Annotated in this window: 12 protein-coding genes and 1 pseudogene; 8 read left to right on the forward strand and 5 right to left on the reverse strand. The window is 42.5% G+C overall.

Annotated elements, in window-relative coordinates:
- Nucleotide 1: 1 nt before the first annotated feature.
- From TI10_RS16800 to TI10_RS16805, 3 genes and pseudogenes are all read right to left on the reverse strand, one after another.
- Entirely contained in the window at nucleotides 2–331 is a 330-nt protein-coding gene (locus TI10_RS16800; RefSeq protein ID WP_049584540.1) for a type II toxin-antitoxin system RelE/ParE family toxin, read from the reverse strand.
- 76 nt (nucleotides 332–407) lie between these two features.
- A pseudogene (locus TI10_RS25235) lies at nucleotides 408–571 on the reverse strand (IS5/IS1182 family transposase); the annotation flags it as partial.
- A gap of 422 nt (nucleotides 572–993) precedes the next feature.
- Nucleotides 994–1,554, reverse strand: a complete 561-nt coding sequence (locus TI10_RS16805; RefSeq protein ID WP_049584541.1) for a rhomboid family intramembrane serine protease — start codon at nucleotides 1,552–1,554, stop codon at nucleotides 994–996.
- A 677-nt stretch (nucleotides 1,555–2,231) separates the two neighbouring features.
- On the opposite strand from TI10_RS16805, the gene TI10_RS16810 reads away from it, so the two are divergent.
- Complete coding sequence (locus tag TI10_RS16810; RefSeq protein WP_049584542.1) at nucleotides 2,232–3,263, forward strand: fucose-binding lectin II; 1,032 nt, start codon at nucleotides 2,232–2,234, stop codon at nucleotides 3,261–3,263.
- Nucleotides 3,264–3,398: 135 nt separating this feature from the next.
- Here TI10_RS16810 and TI10_RS16815 read toward each other — a convergent pair whose 3' ends face one another.
- On the reverse strand, nucleotides 3,399–4,292 hold the full coding sequence (locus tag TI10_RS16815) for a hypothetical protein (protein ID WP_049584543.1): 894 nt from the start codon (nucleotides 4,290–4,292) through the stop codon (nucleotides 3,399–3,401).
- A 313-nt stretch (nucleotides 4,293–4,605) separates the two neighbouring features.
- Here TI10_RS16815 and TI10_RS26405 point away from each other — a divergent pair, with 313 nt between their 5' ends.
- The 6 genes from TI10_RS26405 (at nucleotide 4,606) to tcaC (ending at nucleotide 20,402) form a co-directional block, all read left to right on the forward strand.
- On the forward strand, nucleotides 4,606–6,300 hold the full coding sequence (locus tag TI10_RS26405; protein WP_279615330.1) for a fucose-binding lectin II: 1,695 nt from the start codon (nucleotides 4,606–4,608) through the stop codon (nucleotides 6,298–6,300).
- A 92-nt stretch (nucleotides 6,301–6,392) separates the two neighbouring features.
- On the forward strand, nucleotides 6,393–7,415 hold the full coding sequence (ppxB, locus tag TI10_RS16830) for a photopexin PpxB (protein ID WP_049584544.1): 1,023 nt from the start codon (nucleotides 6,393–6,395) through the stop codon (nucleotides 7,413–7,415).
- Between the two features lie 386 nt (nucleotides 7,416–7,801).
- Complete coding sequence (locus tag TI10_RS16835) at nucleotides 7,802–8,419, forward strand: hypothetical protein (protein WP_049584545.1); 618 nt, start codon at nucleotides 7,802–7,804, stop codon at nucleotides 8,417–8,419.
- A 581-nt stretch (nucleotides 8,420–9,000) separates the two neighbouring features.
- Nucleotides 9,001–12,288, forward strand: a complete 3,288-nt coding sequence (gene tcaA / locus TI10_RS16840; RefSeq protein WP_074525081.1) for an insecticidal toxin complex protein TcaA — start codon at nucleotides 9,001–9,003, stop codon at nucleotides 12,286–12,288.
- 21 nt (nucleotides 12,289–12,309) lie between these two features.
- Nucleotides 12,310–15,882 carry an insecticidal toxin complex protein TcaB gene (gene tcaB, locus TI10_RS16845; RefSeq protein ID WP_049584547.1) on the forward strand — a complete coding sequence of 1,191 codons (3,573 nt, stop codon included), beginning with the start codon at nucleotides 12,310–12,312 and terminating at the stop codon, nucleotides 15,880–15,882.
- 62 nt (nucleotides 15,883–15,944) lie between these two features.
- Complete coding sequence (gene tcaC, locus TI10_RS16850; protein ID WP_049584548.1) at nucleotides 15,945–20,402, forward strand: insecticidal toxin complex protein TcaC; 4,458 nt, start codon at nucleotides 15,945–15,947, stop codon at nucleotides 20,400–20,402.
- Nucleotides 20,403–20,483: 81 nt separating this feature from the next.
- On the opposite strand, the gene TI10_RS16855 is transcribed toward tcaC, so the two are convergent.
- Complete coding sequence (locus TI10_RS16855; protein ID WP_049584549.1) at nucleotides 20,484–22,082, reverse strand: hypothetical protein; 1,599 nt, start codon at nucleotides 22,080–22,082, stop codon at nucleotides 20,484–20,486.
- Nucleotides 22,083–22,992: 910 nt separating this feature from the next.
- Between TI10_RS16855 and TI10_RS16860 the strand changes: the two genes are divergently transcribed.
- Entirely contained in the window at nucleotides 22,993–23,214 is a 222-nt protein-coding gene (locus TI10_RS16860; RefSeq protein ID WP_049584550.1) for a hypothetical protein, read from the forward strand.
- The last annotated feature ends 26 nt before the right edge of the window (nucleotides 23,215–23,240 follow it).

Below are 23,240 nucleotides of genomic sequence, written 5' to 3' on the forward strand. Positions count from 1 at the left end.
TTCATTCCAGCATCCTCTTTACCACTTTCATTCGTTCCCGGGACAGTTCCAGTGACGTTTTAGGTGTCTTCTGGGTCTTTTTCTGCAGAACATGTACTACAAAAATTTGTCTGCCCGTATGAAAGAAGAAAAATCCACGCGCAATACCTTCACTGGCACTTACTCTCAACTCTTTCAGTCCATTGCCTACATCCCTTACTCTTGGTTCCCTGAGCTCCGGTCCTGAATTTTCAAGTTCTTCCATTGCATCAACAAGCGCGACCTGCAACCCTACAGGAAGTTTCCCTAATTCCTTACGGGCGGCGCCAATTACCGTTACGGTAAATTTCATATCAGCATCCTTGTAATCATATACGATGACTTTACTCCATCAAAACAAAACAATCAACAATGATTACTTTCAAACATTACTTATCTGATATTCTCCAGTTTATTTGGCACATAGAGACGTTCACGGTTTGGGCCGTTGCCGCCAAAAGACACTGTATTTGCACTGTCAGCAACCCCCGAACCGAAAGCAGGCATAACGGCGCCCATGATGCTGCTTCGCATACGCAAAACTGCGTTCTATCTCATTGATCCATTGCCATAGTCAGTTCACTGGTTCGGTAATATTGCCATCCACCATAACAACTTAATATTAATGGTAGAATAAGTAACCAAAGAAAGAGTCTACTACGCATTGAATATATCCTATCTATCCTATTATTGACGTTATATTATTTTTTTAAAAAAACACAAATAAAATTCTTACTTCATGGAAATAGAGTTAAATTGAGCTCTTTTGAACGATATAGAACGTGGTTCTTAATTCAGAAATGAGACTATGGTTAAAATCGCAATATCATACGCCTAAATATCCTAAGTGGTCATTCTATTCTAAATGGAAATTCATTTATCCCCGGAATGAAAATAACTTGGTTTATTTTTTTATTGTTTACTATTAATGAATATCTGAAATGGGGATAATCTGCTATCCCCAATGCCATAAAACTAATGGCCCGTTATTACCCATTTCTTTGACAACCAAGAGAAAGCCAGCCCAGATATCGCGCCAAAGATATGGCCTTCCGTTGAAATATCCGCTTGCCACGGTAACAGGCCAAACACAATCCCGCCGTAGTACATAAACACTAGAATCGCAAAGAAGAAATCTTTTACTCTTCTCAGGAAAAAAGCGTTAGCCAGCAGCAATCCCCATAAACCAAAAATCCATCCGCTGGCGCCAATATGAATAGCCGTGCGTCCAAATAACCAGACTAATGTTCCGCCCACAAAGATAATAAACAGGCTGGCTAGCACATAATAACGAATAGAATGTGCCATCAATAACGCACTTAATACTAATAATGCCGGGAGATTGCTGAATAAGTGCCCCCAGTTACCATGCAGGAATGGAGATAGTGGAATACCCATTAGCCCTTGAGCATATCGGGGAATGATACCGAAATTGCTTAGTGCGCCGCCGGTCAAAGTATCAAACAATTGGATTATGATTAGCATTATTGCTAATCCTATTAGTATATGAAAGCGTTGTTTTAGCCCTGTTTTCACTGTGTTTTTGCCCTATGATTTATTAGAAATCAAAATGAACTTTGTCTCAATAACGGTGTTTGCTCAGAGTTGACACTACGGCCACTACCATGTCCCGAAAGTTTGGAATTTAACAGTTTTGATGTAAAAAATAAATTCTATTTTAGTTCAACCAAATTCGGCTTGATAATAAAAAACAATCATATATCAAAGCATTAATTTATTAGAATTGTACCATTAATGTCAATAACAATTAAGTTTTTATTTTTCCATCACTATTAAATGCTTTACTCATTTAGCTTAGTAAATGATGTAAAAAAAGCGGTATTATACCGCTTTTTACTATGCTAAATTCATTATTAACCAAATATATACCAAGGTATTATTATTCAATAAAAAACATTCAAAGAGAATATTTTAAAAATATAAACCATGTTTCACATCTTATTTATATAATAAAAATCCATCTCTTATCATAGTATTTTTATTTTTGCAAAACATCAACGCCATTAAATTCATCAATTATTTATTAATATACAATCTTGATTACAAACCATCAATGAAATAAATTACCCCACATCACTCTGCAAATAATAAATACAAAACAATCATAATCAAAGCTTTGAATATCATTTTTATTATATATTATCTAGAAATAGTAAGTTTAAATAATTAATCACCATAAAGGAGATATAATAATGAATACAAATACCTACTTATTCCTTGATGCAGAAAACATTAAATATCATGATGATGCACAAATAAATAAAGGGGACACTCCCCAACCTATCAGTAAAAATTGGCCTAGCCTTCCTATCGCGTTTCAACGACATATTGACGATGTAATTAATTTAAATGGTTATTTATACTTTTTTAAAGGTTCGCAATATCTCAAATTCGACATAAAGAAGTCGCAGGTGATTGAAGGGCCAAAACACATTATAGAGGGATGGCCGGGATTAAGAGGCACTGAGTTTGAAAATGGGATAGATGCTGCCACAGAATGGGTCGATACAAAACGAGATGTTGTTTGTTTCTTTAAAGGTCGCGATTGTATTGATTATACCGTTAGTTCACACACAATTAGTAAGAAAACGATTTCAGCCAGGTGGGGAACTACCGGAAATTACTCTGGATTCAACTCTAATCTGGATGCTGTTATTTTATGGAGGAATATTGCTGGCTATTTAATTTACCTTTTCAAAGATGGTAATTATATCCGATACAATACAAATTCAAATACTATTGATATTGGGCCTACATCCACCCAAGCTGGTTGGCCTGGAGTCACTTTCAACAAAATTCAAGCGGCAGTCTCTGTTGATACAGATTTGTTAGGCAGTGACCGTGGTAGCAATAGTAGCTGTGGCGGAACATGTGGCACCAATGACACCGGTAAACACTGTTTACAGTTGCCTCATAGTATTAGATTCGGACTAACTGCCTATAATAATACGAACATTCAGCAAACGGTAAAAGTCTATATTGACGACCTTCTGGTAGATACATTAACCAACAAAGGAAAAAATAATCCGATGGCGACTAAAATCTACACATCAGGTACAGGAAAAGTTTGTATTGCAATTGAAGGAAATGGCAAACCCAGCAAACTGCGTTATTTCGATAACACCCTTGATGGAAAACCGGGAACAGCGATTATCGGCGCTGAAAATGGCACTAATGATAATTACAATGACTGCGTAGTCATGTTAAATTGGCCGCTGGTGTAAATTAAAAATACTTTGGTAAATTGCACCATAAACAAAAATAATTTTTCTATATTACAACGATATATGGGGCTAAGAAGAAAGCCCCTTTACATATATCACACAAGATAGTTAAATAATCAAACTCAATACTCCATCTTAAAAATCTTGAAAAAATATCGCTCGATCAAATGGCGTTCGGTAAAGAGAATTTTGTTGATCTATTGTAGTCGCCGTAGAAGACATGCCAGAAATAATCCCTGTCTGACCAGACGCAAGATTTCCCGTCATAAGCGTGTTCATATTATATTGGCAAAGCTCTACCTTCCATTTATCTGCCACAATATTATACCACTCAATGATTAATGTACCGTTATTTGCCGCAAGCAATCCAATACGCCAACGTGACCAGGTATTTTTGGGCCATTCATAGCTCAATGGAACACCAGAATGAGTACTACCTAATGTTGGTTGCCCTTTATAAATACCGTCCGTTTGTTTACCAACAAAATTTACTGACTGAATCAAATTAGCCTGAAGATTCCAAACCATGACATAAGGCGTCGCAGTGTCAATCGAAGTACCCAACGAAATATTTGATGGCATCCATTGGGACTTACCTTTATATCCCCCGGTTAAGTGAATCGCCATATAGCCGTAACCAATATTTTGATATGTACCGCTTGCACTGGTTTTCCTGGATAGCACACACACTGAAATGTCAGGATATGGATTACAAAACAGGTCAAGCTCACAATAGCAATGTCTGGCATCAACAGGTGTATCTGTTGCAATCCCGAAACAATGGCTACCACCATTGCCAGATTTAGACAAAGTTTGTGCCTTGAAAGCTTTCCTTCCCCCAATACTGACTATATCCCAGGCGCTAGTCGCATAGGCCGAATCCTTAAACAACACACCAGCTCGCTGTATTGTCGAATCTATCCACCGACCTTCAGGATATAAATTGGGTTCCCATACCGTTATTGGAACGGAATTGGAATTAGATAAACTTTCAATTGAGATTGAACTTTCATGTTGTTCTAATTTCATGACTAAAATATCTCCTATAAAAAATACAATTACACCTTAATCTTGTATTTTATATCTCAGTTCAAGTTTATTTTTAATTCTTAAATAAAGTAAGTCACACAAAATACAACAATATTAAATCCATTAATGAGTTGTTAATATATAGTCTTGCTTATGACTCATTAATAGTATTAATTTCCCTGCACACTAACATAGGTAATAAATATGAAAACATTAAAGCGAAACAATATTAATATCTCTTTTACTCTATTTTAACTGTAAAAAACAAATTCAAACAACATATTAAAGTCCAATCATCAATAAGGATATATAAATGAATACATCAAGTTATCTTTTCCTTGGTTCAGAAAATATCAGACACAATCAGAAATCGTATGAAGCAGACATTGGTTATCCCCGGCCTATAAATAATGATTGGCCTGATCTTCCTATTGAGTTTCAAAGACATATTGATGATGCGATCAATTTAAACGGCTATTTATATTTCTTTAAAGGCTCACAATATCTTAAATTTGATATCGCAAAAGCAAAAGTGATTGAGGGGCCAAAACCTATCATAGAAGGATGGCCGGGATTAGCAGGAACGGAATTTGAAAACGGGATAAACGCTGCCACGGAATGGCTCGATGTAGAAAAAACAGGTATGACAGATGTCGTCTGTTTCTTTAAAGGCAGTGATTGTATTGATTATACGGTGAGTTCACATACTGTTAGCAAAAAAACTATCGCAGACCGATGGGGAATAACAGAGCAATACTTAGAATTTAGTGAAAATCTGGATGCAGCTATTCTATGGAAAAATATTGGCAGCCCTTTTCTTTTCCTGTTCAAAGATAATTCGAACATCAGGATTCATCTGAAATCGAATACTATTGATGGCCAAGCACCCATTGGCGCTAATTGGCGTGGCGTGACCTTCGAAAGAGTTCAAGCCGCGGTATCACTTGATACGGATTTATTAGGTAGCGAGATTGGCAATGATAGTAATACAAACACCTATTTTTTTCTCAACTCAGAAAATATTAAATATAATGACCCATTAAATAACATCGATACCAGTTATCCTCAACCTATCCGTAATAATTGGCCTAATCTGCCTATTGAGTTTCAAAGGCATATCGATGATGTGATTAATTTAAATGGTTCTTTGTATTTCTTTAAAGGCTCGCAATATCTTAAATTCGATATTGCAAAAGCACAAGTTATCGATGGACCAAAACCCATTATAGCGGGATGGCCGGGATTAGCAGGAACGGAATTTGAAAACGGGATAGATGCTGCCACAGAGTGGATAGATACAAAAAAAGATATCGTTTGTTTTTTTAAAGGCAAAGAGTGTATCAATTATACGGTTAGCTCACATACCATCGACAAAAAAACTATCGCAGAAAGATGGAGAATTACCGGGGAATACGCGAAATTTAGCGCGAATTTAGATGCCGCGATTTTATGGCGGAACACCGGTTATTTTATTTATCTTTTCAAAGGCAATGAATATCTCCGCTTACATCTAATATTGAATAGTATGTATGGTGAACCCGACCTTATTCAAACTAAATGGAAAGGCGTCACTTTCAATAAAATTCAAGCGGCAGTGTCAGTTGATCCAAATGTATTAGGTGGTGATATCAATATAAACTGCGGCGGAACATGTGGGATTAATAACTCCGGTAAACACTGTTTCCAATTACCTCAAAGTATTCGCTTTGGCCTGACTGCCTACGTAAATAGTGATATTCATCAGCAAACAATCAATGTCTATATCGACGACCGATTGGTCGATACCTTAACCGGTAAGGGAATAAGTCACATAACAGATGTTAAAACCTACACATCAGGTACCGGCAAAATCTGTATCGAGATTATCGGAGAGGGTAAACCCTGCAAACTCCGTTATGCCTATAACACGCTCGAAACAAAACCAGGATCAGCCATTATCGGCGCTAACAATGGTTCCAATGACAATTATGATGATAGTGTGGTAGTGTTGAATTGGCCATTATCATGAGAAAAAATATATCGCTGTGATATCTGAAAATAGAAAATCGAGTAAACACATTAAAATGACATTCAAATTAACCATGATTAAGGATGTAAAAAATGAATTCAAAGACCTATTTATTTCTTAACTCAGAAAACATTAGATATAACGACTCAGACGATAAAGCAGACACTGGCTATCCCCAATCTATCAGCAACGATTGGCCTGGTCTCCCTATCGAGTTTCAAAAAGATATTGACGATGTGATTAATTTAAATGGCTCATTATATTTTTTTAAAGGCTCTCAATACCTTAAATTCGATATAGCCAAAGCCTTGGTGATTGATGGGCCAAAACCCATCATTGACGAATGGCCGGGGTTGAAAGGTACTGGATTTGAAAATGGTATAGATGCAGCCACAGAATGGGTGGATACAAAACAAGATGTTGTCTGTTTCTTTAAAGGCAAAGATTGCATCGATTACACCGTCAGTTCACACACAATCAATAAAAAAACTATTTCAGACCGATGGGGCGCTACCGGGAAATATGCAGGATTCAGTGAAGACCTCGATGCTGTTATTTTATGGAAGAATACCGCCGGTTCTATTATTTACTTTTTCAAAGATAGTTATTACATCCAATACAATACAAAATCTCAGGTTATCGATAGTGGACCCTCCTTTATTCAAGCTTACTGGAACGGAGTCACCTTCAAAAAAATTCAAGCCGCCGTATCGGTTGATATCGATTCGTTAGGGAGTGAGTATAGAAGCTGTGGCGGAATATGTGGCAGCAATAACACCGGTAAACACTGTTTTCAGTTACCTCACAATATAAAGCTTAGCCTGTCAGCCTATGGTAATACGGCTCATCAACAGACAATAAAAGTGTATATTGACGATCAATTAGTCGATACATTAATCAATCAAAGTGTCAGTAGTGTGTTGGGCTTTAAAAGTTACTCATCAAGCACAGGAAAAGTCTGCATTGAAATTATCGGCGACGGCAAACCCTGTAAACTCCGTTACGCCTATAACACCCTTGATGAAAAGCCGGGAACCGCCATTATCGGCGCCAGCAATGGGGGCAATAATAATTACGATGACAGCATAGTCGTGTTAATTTGGTCACAAGCGTGAATCAAAAGCCAAAATATACCACTCTGGCAACACCTGTAGAGATAACATCTATCAGTAAATTAAAGCGGTAATATGCCGCTTTTTTCTGTACATCACGATAGATATATCCGCAAAGATGACACCGTTCTAATCCCCCCGATAAAAATTAATTTTTTAATCTTTTCTTTCCCTATCTCCCGTTGCTATGAATATCCAACAGTACAGGAATTCGTACCTATTTTAAGCCCACCCGGGATCACATAAAAGGCGAGATAACCTGTTCATGACAATAACCGAGTCCTGAAATGACATCAGAAGTTATGCACTAATAACCTAATCGGATAGAAAGTCATTTCAGGGTAAGTATCAGTTGTTTGAAAGGCAATAACCTATTTTCCGAGGAAACGATGGATAATGTACTTAAATATGGAGATACCGTGACAATATTAAACAGCTACAAGAACTGGAGCGGTGGGTATCTCAGTGTATTTGGCAACGGTAATAAACCCGGAACAAAATATGGCGTGGTAACCGTAGATGCTTCTTTAGCTATTTATGGCGGCGCCTGGAGAATTGAGTCAGCAACAGGAAAATCTGTCGGCAGTGAAATAATCAATAATGATATTATTTTGCTTCACAACTTATATTACTGTGATGGCGGTTATTTGCGATATTATGATGTGGTGGATCAAAATGAACAATTAACCGAAATACATCAAGTCTACACCTCAGATACCCGCACCAGAGCGACATTAGAATGGGTTATTTATTGTGAAACCACACCACCAAATGAAAACATTAGAGAAGGCGATAGTATCTCTCTCTATAATCGATGGGGAAATAAAGGTTTTCTTGATACCCATAATCATGCCAGCGATACAGGCTCGTTATATCAAGTTTTCATGTCCAATAATGCGGCCCGTAAAAGCCAGACCGGTTTATGGAAAATGGCAAAGGTGAATGATCCTTGCCCTCCCCCCGATGTGTTGACCAATATCATGCCATTGTGGCGTAAGATGCGGTAACAATAACTCGCTTTACCGCTCAAACGAAGCTGGCAAGAGCAAACGAAATCGGTTTTTGTGCGTTTTCGCCAGCAAATATATGTAGAGGGAATCCATTCTTCAAATAACCAAAACTGACCCACAAATTAATCGGCAAAAGGCCAGAAATGCCCCGATAAATGCAAGCCTGATTATTTTCAAACTGAAACTATTTACGGCGTTTCTTGACCTCTATGATTAAATTAATTTTTTATTCCTACATTAATAAAAATTGAGCTTAACATAATAAGCTTCCGCGCTATAAAGTCATGCCTCCATCAATTAACAACTCTTACCAAATAGTGAAAATGATTCTAAATACCTAAGATAAATGATGAACTGCCCCATTATCATAAATTATTTTTCATTTTTATAACACTTTTGCTATCAGCACCTTGAATGAAATTTCACATATCGGCCGTTTCTTTATCCCTGTATCACCTTAAATAAGCCAGCAATAAATAAATGAAAATAAAAAGGAATGTTTATGAATTGTCACACCAAGAAAGCTAGCTCGATTTTCGAAACTAACCTTCCAAGATGTTCTAATTCTAAACCATGTGATGGTGACTGTTATGCAAAGTAAAATATCATTTTTATCAGGTACATCCGAACAACCCCTGCTTGATGCTGGTTATCAAAACGTTTTTGACATCGCATCAATCAGCCGGGCTGCTTTCGTTCAGTCCGTTCCCACCCTGCCCGTCAAAGAGGCTCATACCGTCTATCGTCAGGCGCGGCAACGGGCAGAAAATCTGAAATCCCTCTACCGAGCATGGCAATTACGTCAGGAACCGGTCATTAAAGGGCTGACTAAACTTAACGCGCAAGCCAACGTATCTGTCCTTCAAGATGCTTTGGTAGAGAATATTGGCGGTGATGGGGATTTCAGCGATTTAATGAATCGCGCCAGTCAATATGCCGACGCTGCTTCTATTCAATCCCTGTTTTCACCGGGTCGTTATGCTACAGCGCTCTACAAGGTTGCTAAAGATCTGCATAAATCAGATTCCAGTTTGCATATTGATAATCGCCGAGCTGATCTGAAAGATTTGATATTAAATGAAACGATGATGAATAAAGAGGTCACTTCCCTTGATATCTTGTTAGATATACTACAAAAAGGCAGTAAAGATATTACTGAGCTATCCAGCGCGTTCTTCCCAATGACGTTACCTTATGACGATCACCTGTCGCAAATCGATTCCGCTTTATCGGCACAAGCCAGAACGCTGAACGGTGTGTGGAATACGTTGACCGATACCACGGCACAAGCGGTTTCAGAACAGGCCGGTAATACGAATACACTCAAACTATTCGCTGCCCAAAATGATAATCAAGATACTTTTTTTGCCGGCAATACGTTTTATTTCAAAGCGGTAGGTTTCGGCGGGCAACCAATGGTTTACCTGTCACAGTACACCAGCGGGAGCGGTATTGTCGGCGCACAATTGATTGCAGGCAATCCTGATCAAGCCGCTGCCGCCATCGTCGCACCATTACAACTCACCTGGTCAATGGCAAAACAGTGTTACTACTTAGGGGCTCCCGATGGTACAACGATGGGAGACGGTAATGTTCTAACCGGCTGTTTCTTAAGAGGTAACAGCCCAACCAACCCGGATCAAAACGGTATTTTCGCCCAAGTAGCCAATAAATCAGGCAGTACTCAGCCTATATCTGGCTTCCATCTGCCAGTCACCCTAGAACGCAGCGAGGATAAGGATAAGTACTATCTGAAAACGGAGCAGGGTTATATCGCGGTAGATAGTTCCGGTCAGTCAAACTGGAAAAATGCGCTGGTCATCAATGGGACAAAAGACAATGGGCTGTTATTAACCTTTTGCAGCGATAGTTCAGGTACCCCGACAAACCCAGATGATGTTATTCCTCCCGCTATTAACGATATTCCATCGCCGCCAGCCCGCGAAACCTTGTCACTGACGCCGGTGAGTTATCAATTGATGACCAATCCGGCACCGACAGAAGATGATATTACCCACCATTATGGCCTTGGCGGCAGTAGTTTACGGGATGCAACATCTTCGGCCTCCGCGTTAACTACGGCACTGAATTCTATCGAAACCTTCTGTGAGAAAACCCGGATAAATTTCAATCAATTAATGGATCTGACCGCTCAGCAATCTTATAGTCAAAGCAGCGTTGATGCGAAAGCCGCCAGCCGCTATGTTCGTTTTGGGGAAACCGCCGCTACCCGCGTCAATGTCTACGGGGCCGCCTATCTGAACAGCACATTGGCCGCCGCGGCTGATGGTCAATATCTGTGGATTCAAACCGACGGCAAGAGCCTGAATTTCACTGACGATACGGTAGTCGCCTTAGCCGGGCGCGCTGAAAAGCTGGTGCGTTTATCATCCCAGACTGGGCTATCATTTGAAGAATTGGACTGGCTGATTGTCAATGCCAGCCGTAGTGTGCCGGACCACCACGACAAAATTGTGCTGGATAAGCCGGTCCTTGAAGCACTGGCAGAGTATGTCAGCCTGAAACAGCGCTATGGGCTTGATGCCAATACCTTTGTGACGTTCATTAGCGCAGTGAACCCCTACACGCCAGACCAAACACCGAGTTTCTATGAAACCACTTTCCGCTCTGCCGACGGTAATCACGTCATTGCGTTAGGTACAGCGGTGAAATATGCAGAAAATGAGCAGGATGAGTTGTCCACGATATGCTGTAAAGCATTAGGCGTCACCAGTGATGAATTTTTCCGTATTGGTCGCTATTGTTTCGGTAATGCAGGTAGTTTTACCTTGGATGAATATACCGCCAGTCAGTTGTATCGCTTCGGCGCCATTCCCCGTTTGTTTGGGCTGACATTTGCCCAAGCCGAAATTTTATGGCGTCTGATGGAAGGCGGAAAAGATATCTTGTTGCAACAATTAGGTCAGGCAAAATCCCTGCAACCGCTGGCGATTTTACGCCGTACCGAGCAGGTATTGGATTGGATGTCATCTGTGAACTTGAGTCTGACTTATTTGCAAGGAATGGTGAGTACGCAGTGGAGCGGCACCGCCACCGCAGAGATGTTCAATTTCTTGGAAAACGTTTGTGACAGTGTGAATAGTCAAACTGCCGCTAAAGAAACAATGGATTCAGCGTTACAGCAGAAAGTGCTGCGTGCTCTAAGTGCCGGTTTCGGCATTAAGAGCAATGTGATGGGTATCGTCACCTTCTGGCTGGAGAAAATCACAGCCAGTAGTGGCAATCCTTTTACACTGGCAAACTACTGGCATGATATTCAAACCCTGTTTAGCCATAACAATGCCACACTGGATAACTTGCAAACCGACACTTTTCTAGTCATTGCTACTCAGCAACTTAGCCAGCTAGTGTTAATTGTGAAATGGCTGAGCCTGACCGAGCAGGATCTGCAATTACTGACAACCTATCCTGAACGTTTACTCAACGGTATCACTCATGTTCCTGCTCCCAATCCGGAACTATTACTCACGCTATCACGTTTTAAACAGTGGCAAACTCAGGTCACCGTTTCCCGTGATGAAGCGATGCGCTGTTTCGATCAATTAAATGCCGAAGGTATGACAGCGGATAGCGCTGCTTCACTGATCGCCACATTGCATGAAATGGATAAAGGTACGGTAGCGCAAGTCAATACTTTGCTATCAGGGGAAAATAACTGGCCGAAAAGTTTTACATCACTCTGGCAACTTCTGACCTGGTTACGCGTCGGACAAAGCTTGAATGTCGGTAGTACCACTCTGGGCAATCTGTTGGCCATGATGCAAGCAGATCCTGCCGCCGAGAGTAGCGCCTTACTGGCATCGGTAGCCCAAAACTTAAGTGCCGCAATCAGCAACCATCAGTAACCGGATAAGAAGGAATTGATTATGTCTGAATCTTTATTTACACAATCGTTGAAAGAAGCTCGCCGTGATGCATTGGTTGCTCATTATATTGCTACCCAAGTCCCCGCAGATTTAAAAGAGAGTATCCAGACCGCTGATGATCTGTATGAATATCTGTTGCTGGATACCAAAATTAGCGATCTGGTTACCACTTCACCGTTGTCCGAGGCGATTGGCAGTCTGCAACTGTTTATCCATCGTGCAATAGAGGGCTATGACGGCACACTGGCCGACTCAGCAAAACCCTATTTTGCCGATGAACAGTTTTTATATAACTGGGATAGTTTTAACCACCGTTATAGCACTTGGGCTGGCAAGGAGCGGTTGAAATTCTATGCCGGGGATTATATTGATCCAACATTGCGATTAAATAAGACCGAAATATTTACCGCATTTGAACAAGGTATTTCTCAAGGGAAATTAAAAAGTGAATTAGTCGAATCTAAATTACGCGATTATCTCATTAGTTATGACACTTTGGTTACCCTTGACTATATTACTGCCTGCCAAGGTAAGGATAATAAAACCATCTTCTTTATTGGCCGTACACAAAATGCCCCCTATGCATTTTATTGGCGGAAATTAACTTTAGTCACTGATGGCGGTAAGTTGAAACCAGATCAATGGTCAGAGTGGCGAGCAATTAATGCCGGGATTAGCGAACCCTATTTAGATACAGTAGAATCTTTTTGGCAAAATAATAAGCTACATATCCGCTGGTTTAATATTACTAACGAAGGTGATAACTTATCCAAAACTGAAAATGTCTGGGTTATGAATAGTGACTATAACTGGACTTCAAAGAAAAAGGAAAAGAGCACTCAGCTTATTTTTACCGATTACACTAGACGGGGAGCAACCGGTTCATCAAGCCCAACTGAAGTAAGCTCACAATATGGTTCTGATGCCCAACTAAATATTTCAGAAGATGGAAAAGTTCTTACTTTACAAAACACGGGTGGAGCTACACCAAGCACCGGAGTGACGTTGTGTTATGACTCATCAAAGGCAGTAATAAAGAGCTTGCCTAATACAGGAAGTGCTGATTTACCTTCAAAAGATTATTTAGACATTAAGTTACGTATGTGTCATGGCACAAGCTATAACAATAGCAATTATTGTAGTTTTAATCTTACGGCATATATATTTACCTCCTACGGCACATTCTCATCAGACGGCAAGCAATTTACACCACCTTCTGGTTCTGCCATTGATTTACACCTCCCTAATTATGTAGATCTCAACGCACTATTAGATATTAGCCTTGATTCACTGCTTAATTACGACGTACAAGGGCAATTTGGCGGATCTAATCCGGTCGATAATTTCAGTGGCCCCTATGGTATTTATCTGTGGGAAATCTTCTTCCATATTCCGTTCCTGATTGCGGTCCGTATGCAAACCGAGCAACGTTACGAAGACGCGGACACTTGGTACAAATATATTTTCCGCAGCGCCGGTTACCGTAATGCTAATGGCGAGCTCATTATGGATGGCAGTAAGCCACGTTATTGGAATGTGATGCCATTAGAACTGGATACCGCATGGGATACCACACAGCCTGCCACCACTGATCCAGATGTGATCGCAATGGCGGACCCGATGCATTACAAACTGGCGATATTCCTGCATACCCTTGACCTGTTGATTGCCCGCGGCGACAGTGCTTACCGTCAGCTTGAGCGTGATACTTTAGTCGAAGCCAAAATGTACTACATTCAGGCGCAACAGCTACTGGGACCGCGCCCTGATATCCATACCACCAATACCTGGCCAAATCCGACGCTGAGTGTAGAAGCAGGCAAAATCGCCACACCAACACTCCTCAGTTCGCCAGAAGCAATGACCTTCGCTGACTGGCTAAGCGCAGGTGATACCGCCAATATCGGTGACGGCGATTTCCTGCCGCCGTACAACGATGTGCTGCTCGGTTTCTGGGATAAGCTTGAATTACGTCTATATAACCTACGCCACAACCTGAGTCTGGATGGTCAACCACTGAATCTACCCCTGTATGCCACCCCGGTAGATCCGAAAACCTTGCAACGTCAACAAGCCGGGGGCGATGGTACAGGCAGCAGTCCGGCTGGCGGTCAAAGCAGCGTTCAAGGCTGGCGCTATCCACTATTAGTAGAACGCGCCCGCACTGCCGTCAGTTTGCTGACTCAGTTCGGCAATAGCTTACAAACGACATTAGAGCGCCAAGATAATGAAAAAATGACGCTACTGTTGCAGACTCAACAGCAAGCCATCCTGAAACAACAAAACGATATACAGCAAAATAATCTAAAAGGATTGCAACATAGCCTGACCGCATTACAGGCCAGCCGTGATGGAGCATCATTACGGCAAAAACACTACAGCGACCTGATTAACGGTGGTCTGTCAGCGGCAGAAATCGCCGGTCTGACATTACGCAGCACCGCGATGATTACCAATGGGATTGCGACAGGATTACTGATTGCCGGCGGAATTGCCAACGCTGTACCTAACGTCTTCGGACTGGCTAACGGTGGTTCTGAATGGGGAGCGCCATTAATTGGCTCCGGGCAAGCAACCCAAGTGGGTGCCGGTATCCAGGATCAGAGCGCCGGTATTTCAGAAGTGACAGCAGGTTATCAGCGTCGTCAGGAAGAATGGACGCTGCAACGGGATGTTGCTGATAACGAAATAACCCAACTGGATGCCCAGATACAAAGTCTGCAAGAGCAGATTACGATGGCACAAAAACAGATCACGCTCTCTGAAACCGAACAAGCGAACGCCCAAGCGATTTATGACCTGCAAACCACTCGCTTTACCGGACAGGCGCTGTATAACTGGATGGCCGGTCGTCTCTCCGCGCTCTATTACCAGATATATGATTCCACTTTGCCAATATGTCTCCAGGCAAAAGCTGCATTAGTACAGGAATTAGGCGAAAAAGACAGCGACAGTCTATTCCAAGTCCCGGTGTGGAATGATCTGTGGCAAGGGTTGTTAGCCGGGGAAGGTTTAAGCTCAGAGCTACAGAAATTGGATGCCATCTGGCTTGCACGTGGCGGCATCGGTCTAGAAGCCATCCGCACCGTGTCGCTGGATACCCTGTTTGGTACAGGGACCTTAAGTCAAAATATCAATAAAGTGCTTAACGGGGAAACGGTATCTCCATCCGGCGGCGTCACTCTGACGCTAACAGGGGATATCTTCCAAGCAACACTGGATTTGAGTCAGCTAGGTTTGGAGAACTCTTACAACTTGGGTAACGAGAAGAAGCGCCGCATTAAACGCATCGCCGTCACCCTGCCAACACTTCTGGGACCCTATCAAGATCTTGAAGCCACACTGGTAATGGGGGCGGAAATCGCTACCTTATCACACGGTGTGAATGACGGAGGCCGGTTTGTCACCGACTTTAACGACAGCCGTTTTCTGCCTTTTGAAGGTCGAGATGCAACAACCGGTACACTGGCGTTAAATATTTTCCATGCAGGTAAAGAGGGATCGCAGCACGATTTGGCTGCTAATTTGAGTGACATCATTGTGCATCTGAATTACATCATTCGAGACGCATAAATTTCTTTTCTTTTTCGATTACAGGCCCTTCCTTGTTAGGGGCCTGTTGTAAGGAGTACTTTATGCAGGATTCACCAGAAGTATCGGTTACAACGCTGTCACTTCCCAAAGGTGGCGGCGCTATCAATGGCATGGGAGAAGCGCTGAATGCTGCCGGCCCTGATGGAATGGCCACCCTGTCTCTGCCGTTGCCCCTTTCGACCGGCAGAGGGACTGCTCCTGGATTATCGCTGATTTACAGCAATAGTGCAGGTAACGGGCCTTTCGGTATCGGTTGGCAATGTGGCGTCATGACCATTAGCCGACGCACCCAACATGGCATTCCACAATACGGTAATGACGACACATTCTTATCTCCACAAGGCGAGGTCATGAATATCGCTCTGAATGACCAAGGGCAACCTGATATTCGTCAAGACATTAAGACGCTGCAAGGCGTTACCTTGCCAATCTCCTATACCGTGACCCGCTATCAAGCCCGTCAGATCCTGGATTTCAGTAAAATCGAATTCTGGCAACCTGCCTCCGGTCAAGAAGGACGCGCTTTCTGGCTGATATCATCACCGGACGGCCAACTGCACATCTTAGGGAAAACCGCACAGGCTTGTCTGGCAAATCCGCAAAATGACCAACAAATCGCCCAGTGGTTGCTGGAAGAAACTGTAACGCCAACTGGCGAACATGTCAGCTATCAATACCGAGCCGAAGATGAAGCCCATTGTGACGACAATGAAAAAACAGCTCATCCCAATACTACCGCACAGCGCTATCTGGTACAGGTGAACTACGGTAACATCAAACCACAAGCCAGCTTGTTCGTACTGGATAACACCCCTCCCGCACCGGAAGAGTGGCTGTTTCATCTGGTCTTTGACCACGGTGAACGAGATACTTCGCTTCATACCGTGCCAACATGGGATACAGGTACAGCGCAATGGTCTGTACGTCCAGATATCTTCTCTCGCTATGAATACGGTTTTGAAGTGCGTACTCGCCGCTTATGTCAACAGGTGCTGATGTTTCACCGTACCGCGCTCATGGCTGGAGAAACCGGCGCTAATGACACGCCGGAACTGGTCGGACGATTGATACTGGAATATGACAAAAACGCCAGCGTCACCACATTGATTACCATCCGTCAATTAAGCCATGAACCGGATGGCAGCCCAGTCACCCAGCCGCCACTGGAATTAGCCTGGCAGCGGTTTGATCTGGAGAAGATGCCGACATGGCAACGTTTTGATGCACTAGATAATTTTAACTCGCAGCAACGTTACCAATTGGTTGATCTGCGGGGAGAAGGATTACCGGGTATGCTGTACCAGGATCGCAGCGCCTGGTGGTATAAAGCGCCGCAACGTCAGGAAGGCGGAGACAGTAATGCCGTCACTTACGACAAAATCGCCCCGCTGCCTACCCTACCCAGTTTGCAGGATAATGCCTCATTGATGGATATCAACGGAGACGGTCAACTGGATTGGGTCGTCACCGCCTCCGGTATTCGCGGATACCATAGCCAGCAACCCGATGGAAAATGGACGCACTTTACCCCAATCAATGCCTTACCCGTGGAATATTTTCATCCAAACATTCAGTTCGCTGACCTTACCGGGGCAGGTTTATCCGATTTAGTATTAATCGGGCCGAAAAGCGTGCGTTTATATGCCAACCAGCGAAACGGCTGGCGTAAAGGACAAGATGTGCCCCAATCCACAGGTATCACCCTACCCATCACTGGGACTGACGCCCGCAAACTGGTGGCTTTCAGTGATATGCTCGGTTCCGGTCAACAACATCTGGTGGAAATCAAAGCTAATCGCGTCACTTGTTGGCCTAATCTGGGACATGGCCGTTTCGGTCAACCACTAACCTTGCCAGGATTTAGTCAGCCCGAAAATAGCTTCAATCCCGAACGGCTGTTTCTGGCGGATATCGACGGCTCCGGCACCACCGACCTTATCTATGCGCAATCCGGCTCTTTGCTTATTTATCTCAATCAAAGTGGTAATCAGTTTGATGCCCCGCTGACATTAGCGCTGCCAGAAGGAGTACAATTTGACAACACTTGCCAACTTCAAGTCGCCGATATTCAGGGATTAGGAATAGCCAGCCTGATTCTGACTGTGCCGCATATAGCGCCACATCACTGGCGTTGCGACCTGTCACTGACCAAACCTTGGTTGTTAAATGTGATGAACAATAACCGGGGCGCACATCACACCCTACATTATCGCAGTTCCGCGCAATTCTGGTTGGATGAGAAATTACAGATCGCCAAAGCGGGCAAATCCCCGGCTTGTTACTTACCGTTTCCAATGCATCTGCTATGGCATACCGAAATTCAGGATGAAATTAGCGGTAACCGGCTTACCAGTGAAGTCAGCTACAGCCACGGAGTTTGGGATGGTAAAGAACGGGAATTCAGAGGATTTGGTTGTGTTAAACAGACCGATACTACAACGTTTTCCCACGGCACCGCCCCCGAACAGGCAGCGCCGTCACTGAGTATTAGCTGGTTTGCCACCGGGATGGATCAGGTAGATAGCCAATTAGCCACGGAATATTGGCAAGCAGACACTCAAGCTTATAGCGGATTTGAAACCCGTTATACCGCCTGGGACAACGCCAGCCAGACAGACCAAGTATTTACCCCCAATGAGACACAACGTAACTGGCTGACGCGGGCGCTTAAAGGCCAACTGTTACGCAGTGAGCTCTACGGTCTGGACGGAACGGATAAGCAAACGGTGCCTTATACCGTCAGTGAATCGCGCTATCAGGTACGCTCTATTCCGGTAGATAAAGAAACCGAATTATCTGCCTGGGTGACCGCCATTGAAAATCGCAGCTATCACTATGAACGTATCATCACTGATCCACAGTTCAGCCAAAGTATCCGGTTGCAACACGATATTGTTGGTCAATCACTGCAAAGTGTCGATATTGCCTGGCCTCGCCGCGAAAAACCGGCAGTAAATCCCTACCCGCCTACCTTGCCGGAAACCCTGTTTGACAGCAGCTATGATGACCAGCAACAACTATTACGTCTGGTGAGACAAAAAAATAGTTGGCATCACCTGACTGACGGAGAAAACTGGCGATTAGGCTTACCAAATGCACAACGCCGTGATGTTTATACTTACGATCGAAGCAAAATTCCGGCCGAAGGGATCTCTCTTGAAGTCTTGCTGAAAGCCGATGGCTTGCTCGCGGATGAAAAAGCCGCCGTTTATCTGGGGCAACAACAGACGTTTTATACCGCCGGCCAATCGGCAGTCACTCTAGAAAAACCCACACTACAGGCACTGGTAGCGTTCCAAGAAACCGCCATGATGGACGACATCTCATTAAAAGCTTATGAAGGGGTGATTGAGGAGCAGGAACTGAATACCGCACTGACACAGGCCGGTTATCAGCAAGTCACACGGTTGTTCAATACTGGTTCAGAAAGTCCGGTATGGGTAGCGCGGCAAGGCTATACCGATTACGGCGATGCCACACAGTTCTGGCGGCCTCAAGCTCAGCGTAACTCGTTGCTGACAGGGAAAACCACTCTGACCTGGGATACCCATCATTGTGTAATAATACAGACTCAGGATGCCGCTGGATTAACGACGCAAGCCCGTTACGATTATCGTTTCCTGACTCCGGTACAACTGACAGATATTAATGATAATCAACATATTGTGACACTGGATGCGCTAGGTCGCGTGACCACCAGCCGGTTCTGGGGCACAGAGGCAGGACAAGCCGCAGGTTATTCGAACCAGCCCTTTACCCCACCGGACTCCGTAGATAAGGCGTTAGCGTTAACCGGAGCGCTCCCCGTTGCCCAATGTTTAGTCTATGCAGTTGATAGCTGGATGCCATCGTTATCGCTGTCTCAGCTTTCTCAGTCACAAGAAGAAGCAAAAGCGCTATGGGCGCAATTGCGTGCCGCTCATATGATTACTGAAGATGGAAAAGTGTGTGCGCTAGGCGGGAAACGAGGAATCGGCCATCAGAACCTAACGATTCAACTTATCTCGCTATTGGCAAGTATTCCCCGTTTACCGCCACATGTACTGGGGATCACCACTGACCGCTACGATAACGATCCTCAACAACAGCACCAACAGACGGTGAGTTTTAGTGATGGTTTTGGCCGGTTACTCCAGAGTTCAGTTCGCCATGAACCCGGTGATGCCTGGCAACGTAAAGAGGACGGTGGGCTGGTTGTGGATGCAAATGGCGTTCTGATCAGTGCCGCTACAGACACCCGATGGGCGGTTTCCGGTCGTACAGAATATGACGACAAAGGCCAACCGGTGCGTACTTATCAACCCTATTTTCTGAATGACTGGCGCTATGTCAGTGATGACAGCGCCCGCGATGATCTGTTTGCCGATACCCATCTTTATGATCCATTGGGACGGGAATACAAGGTCATCACCGCTAAGAAATATTTGCGAGAAAAACTGTACACTCCGTGGTTTATTGTCAGCGAGGATGAAAACGATACAGCATCAAGAAACACATAATTTTATCCGTTGCCCCGCAGTATATTGCGGGGCAGTATCTAATCAATTATGAAGATTCAGCATTTCCGTTAAATATTAACGTCAATGTTCTTTCTTGGTAAAAGCCGGGACAGGATCAGGTGTCGGGACAGAGCTATCGCAATTATAATGCTCTCCTGTCAGCCCTATTTTTTTGCAAGCCGTAGATAAAAGATCATTAGGTGTCGCCCACTCATCTTTCCAGTTGCTACCGTCATAACGTTCATTCTTAAATAGATCCCACATAATGAGACCCGTTTTACCATATTTGATCGTACCATCTAATATGCTGTTGAGAGCGCTCTTCGTGAGCGGTAAATTACCGGTTGCGGGTTTACCAACTTCAAATCCAACCGTAATAGGCGGCAAAACCAATAATTTTTGCGGTTGAATTGATGCCTGAGCGTAATTACGCGCTCCTTTCAGTTTGATATGGAAGGTAACAACTTCATTGCCTGATTTAAGCCAGTTAATATATTGACCATAATAATACTTAACTTGTCCGGGAAGGTCACAAGGAATATATGTTTCACCTCCCCCAATAAATCCACAATCTTTTTCACTTAAATCATAGGTCATTACACCAATATAACTGAGTCGGTTGATCAGATTGGGGTAACTCAGCGCGGTATTGTAAATCAAACCATAGAGATTTCCTCCCCACCAAGCACCACCATAAATATCACTATTCCTCGCATTAGTTCCCCAGTTAGCGGACATATTCGGGATACCTCCCGTCGCAGGACCTGCGGTACTTAGCTTAAGTGATGGTTTAACTGCATTAATTGAAGTATAAAAAGACTTTAAAATAGCAGCGAATTTATCCACGGTTGCCGGCATTGCACGGGGAATTTTTTCTGCGCCAGGAACAATATTCATTGACGCATCATAAACATAACTGCCTAGTCCCTTTGCTATTAAAGTTGATGTAATAAGGGTTTCACTGTTATTAGGAGGAACCTTGATTGAGTCAGGGGTTAATTTCCAGCTTTTTGCATTAATATCAGCATGCCAGAATTCTTCATAATCAACATCAATTCCCACTACCCCCAAGTCAGCCGCCAAATTGACAATATTTCTATATGCCTTATCTGCTGCTTTACCCGTAATAGTACTGTCAAATCGAGGAATTTTGGTCAGGGGATTAGGAAAGATATCATAAACCGCACCGGGTTCATTACCACAGGCATCTTTTTTGCCCGCGGTTATATCATAAATTTTCGGATAACAACTAAAGTTCCATCCACCTACAGCAATATAAGTACTCACTCCATGAGATTTTAAATCAGCGATAACACCTTTTAATGCCACAAAATCAGCCCTGGCATTTTCAGCTTCTTTCGTGCTAATACTTTGACCAGAAGTACAGATATAACCAAACAATCCTGAACATTTCAGACTGTTTTTTTCATAGTTAATAAAACCAGGCTGGACAAAAGACAACACCAACGTATTAAAGTTACTCTTATTCTTAGAAATATCTCTACTTAATTTTTTAAAGTTATCAAGGCTGGCATAATATTCTTTAGTATCAACCTGCGCAGCAGGCCCACTCAGATAATATGCAGATATTTTAGGATTGGCGGCAATAACATTTCCTGATATGAAAAAACACAATACACAACTCGCTAATAAACGTCGGTTTAATTTGTATTTAGACATATATCTATCTCCACTTGGTTAACATTACTTTTCCGATTACAGTCAATGAGTTATCATGACACCTCATTGCCTTTTCATCATGAACGGTATAAGTTTTTCCCTAATAGAGCGTTAATATGTTCAGTCTATTATTATAGACTGTGATGTAGTTACTAATCGGTTATATTAGCATTAATTATTTCAATGCACCAATTTCATAATAGTGTAGTTTTCTCCGTTGTCCACAAAAGACCTAGAAATTAGTTGTAATAATATTTCTCTCTAATCTATCTAAATAAAAAAATATTATTATATGATAATTCCATCAGATTATATTTATGTTAATTAATTACTACAGACGTAACGCTTTAGAGATAATTATTTCCTTCTGAAATTTAATTCAGATTATTACTAAATATAGTTTCCAATCTATATTAAATATATACCCCGAGTCTTAGGAAGATTATTTTATTTAATATTATTGAAATTAAACAAATAAATTACTTCACCAAAAATATAAATAAATTACGTTTATTTCATTTTCATTAAGAACATCATGAGTTCCTATAAGCTATAAATAGTGTACAAGCAGATTCGCAATAATAATTAATTACAGCTTGTGCAAACCTGCTTATGAATGAACAGTGAACCACCAGCAACACGCAAAACCCGGCGTATACATGTTAATAGAAAACCCATTGCTTTAAATAAACGCTCTCTGTTATCAGGCAAATTATGCCCAAAAACTTCAACGATTCTTCAACGAATTATAAAAACCTATAAAAAGGTATTATCTTAAATTTGCCTAATTAATGATCAAGCCCGTATACTCACTGGGCGTTAAGACAGATCTGGAATAGCACGTAGCTTACTTAGTCGCTCAAAATGTATTCCAGCAAGTGAAACAAAGTTAAAACACAGGAAAATTATCATGACACGTTTAGGCTTATCTATAACTGTATTATCACTATTATTCTCTGGCGCAGTATTGGCTGCACCTAGCACACCGGTAACCCAATCTTCGGATACCAAAGTGACTGCTTCCCCTTCCCATACAGCAAATACCAAAGCAGAGAAGAAATCGGGTAAAACCACACCTAAACAACACTCACACCAAAAGGCAGCAAGCAAAGAAGCCAAGAAGACTCACTGAGTTTTCCAGCATGAAGCCACTACACG

The organism is Photorhabdus luminescens subsp. luminescens, assembly GCF_001083805.1.
Taxonomy (GTDB): Bacteria; Pseudomonadota; Gammaproteobacteria; order Enterobacterales; family Enterobacteriaceae; genus Photorhabdus; species Photorhabdus luminescens.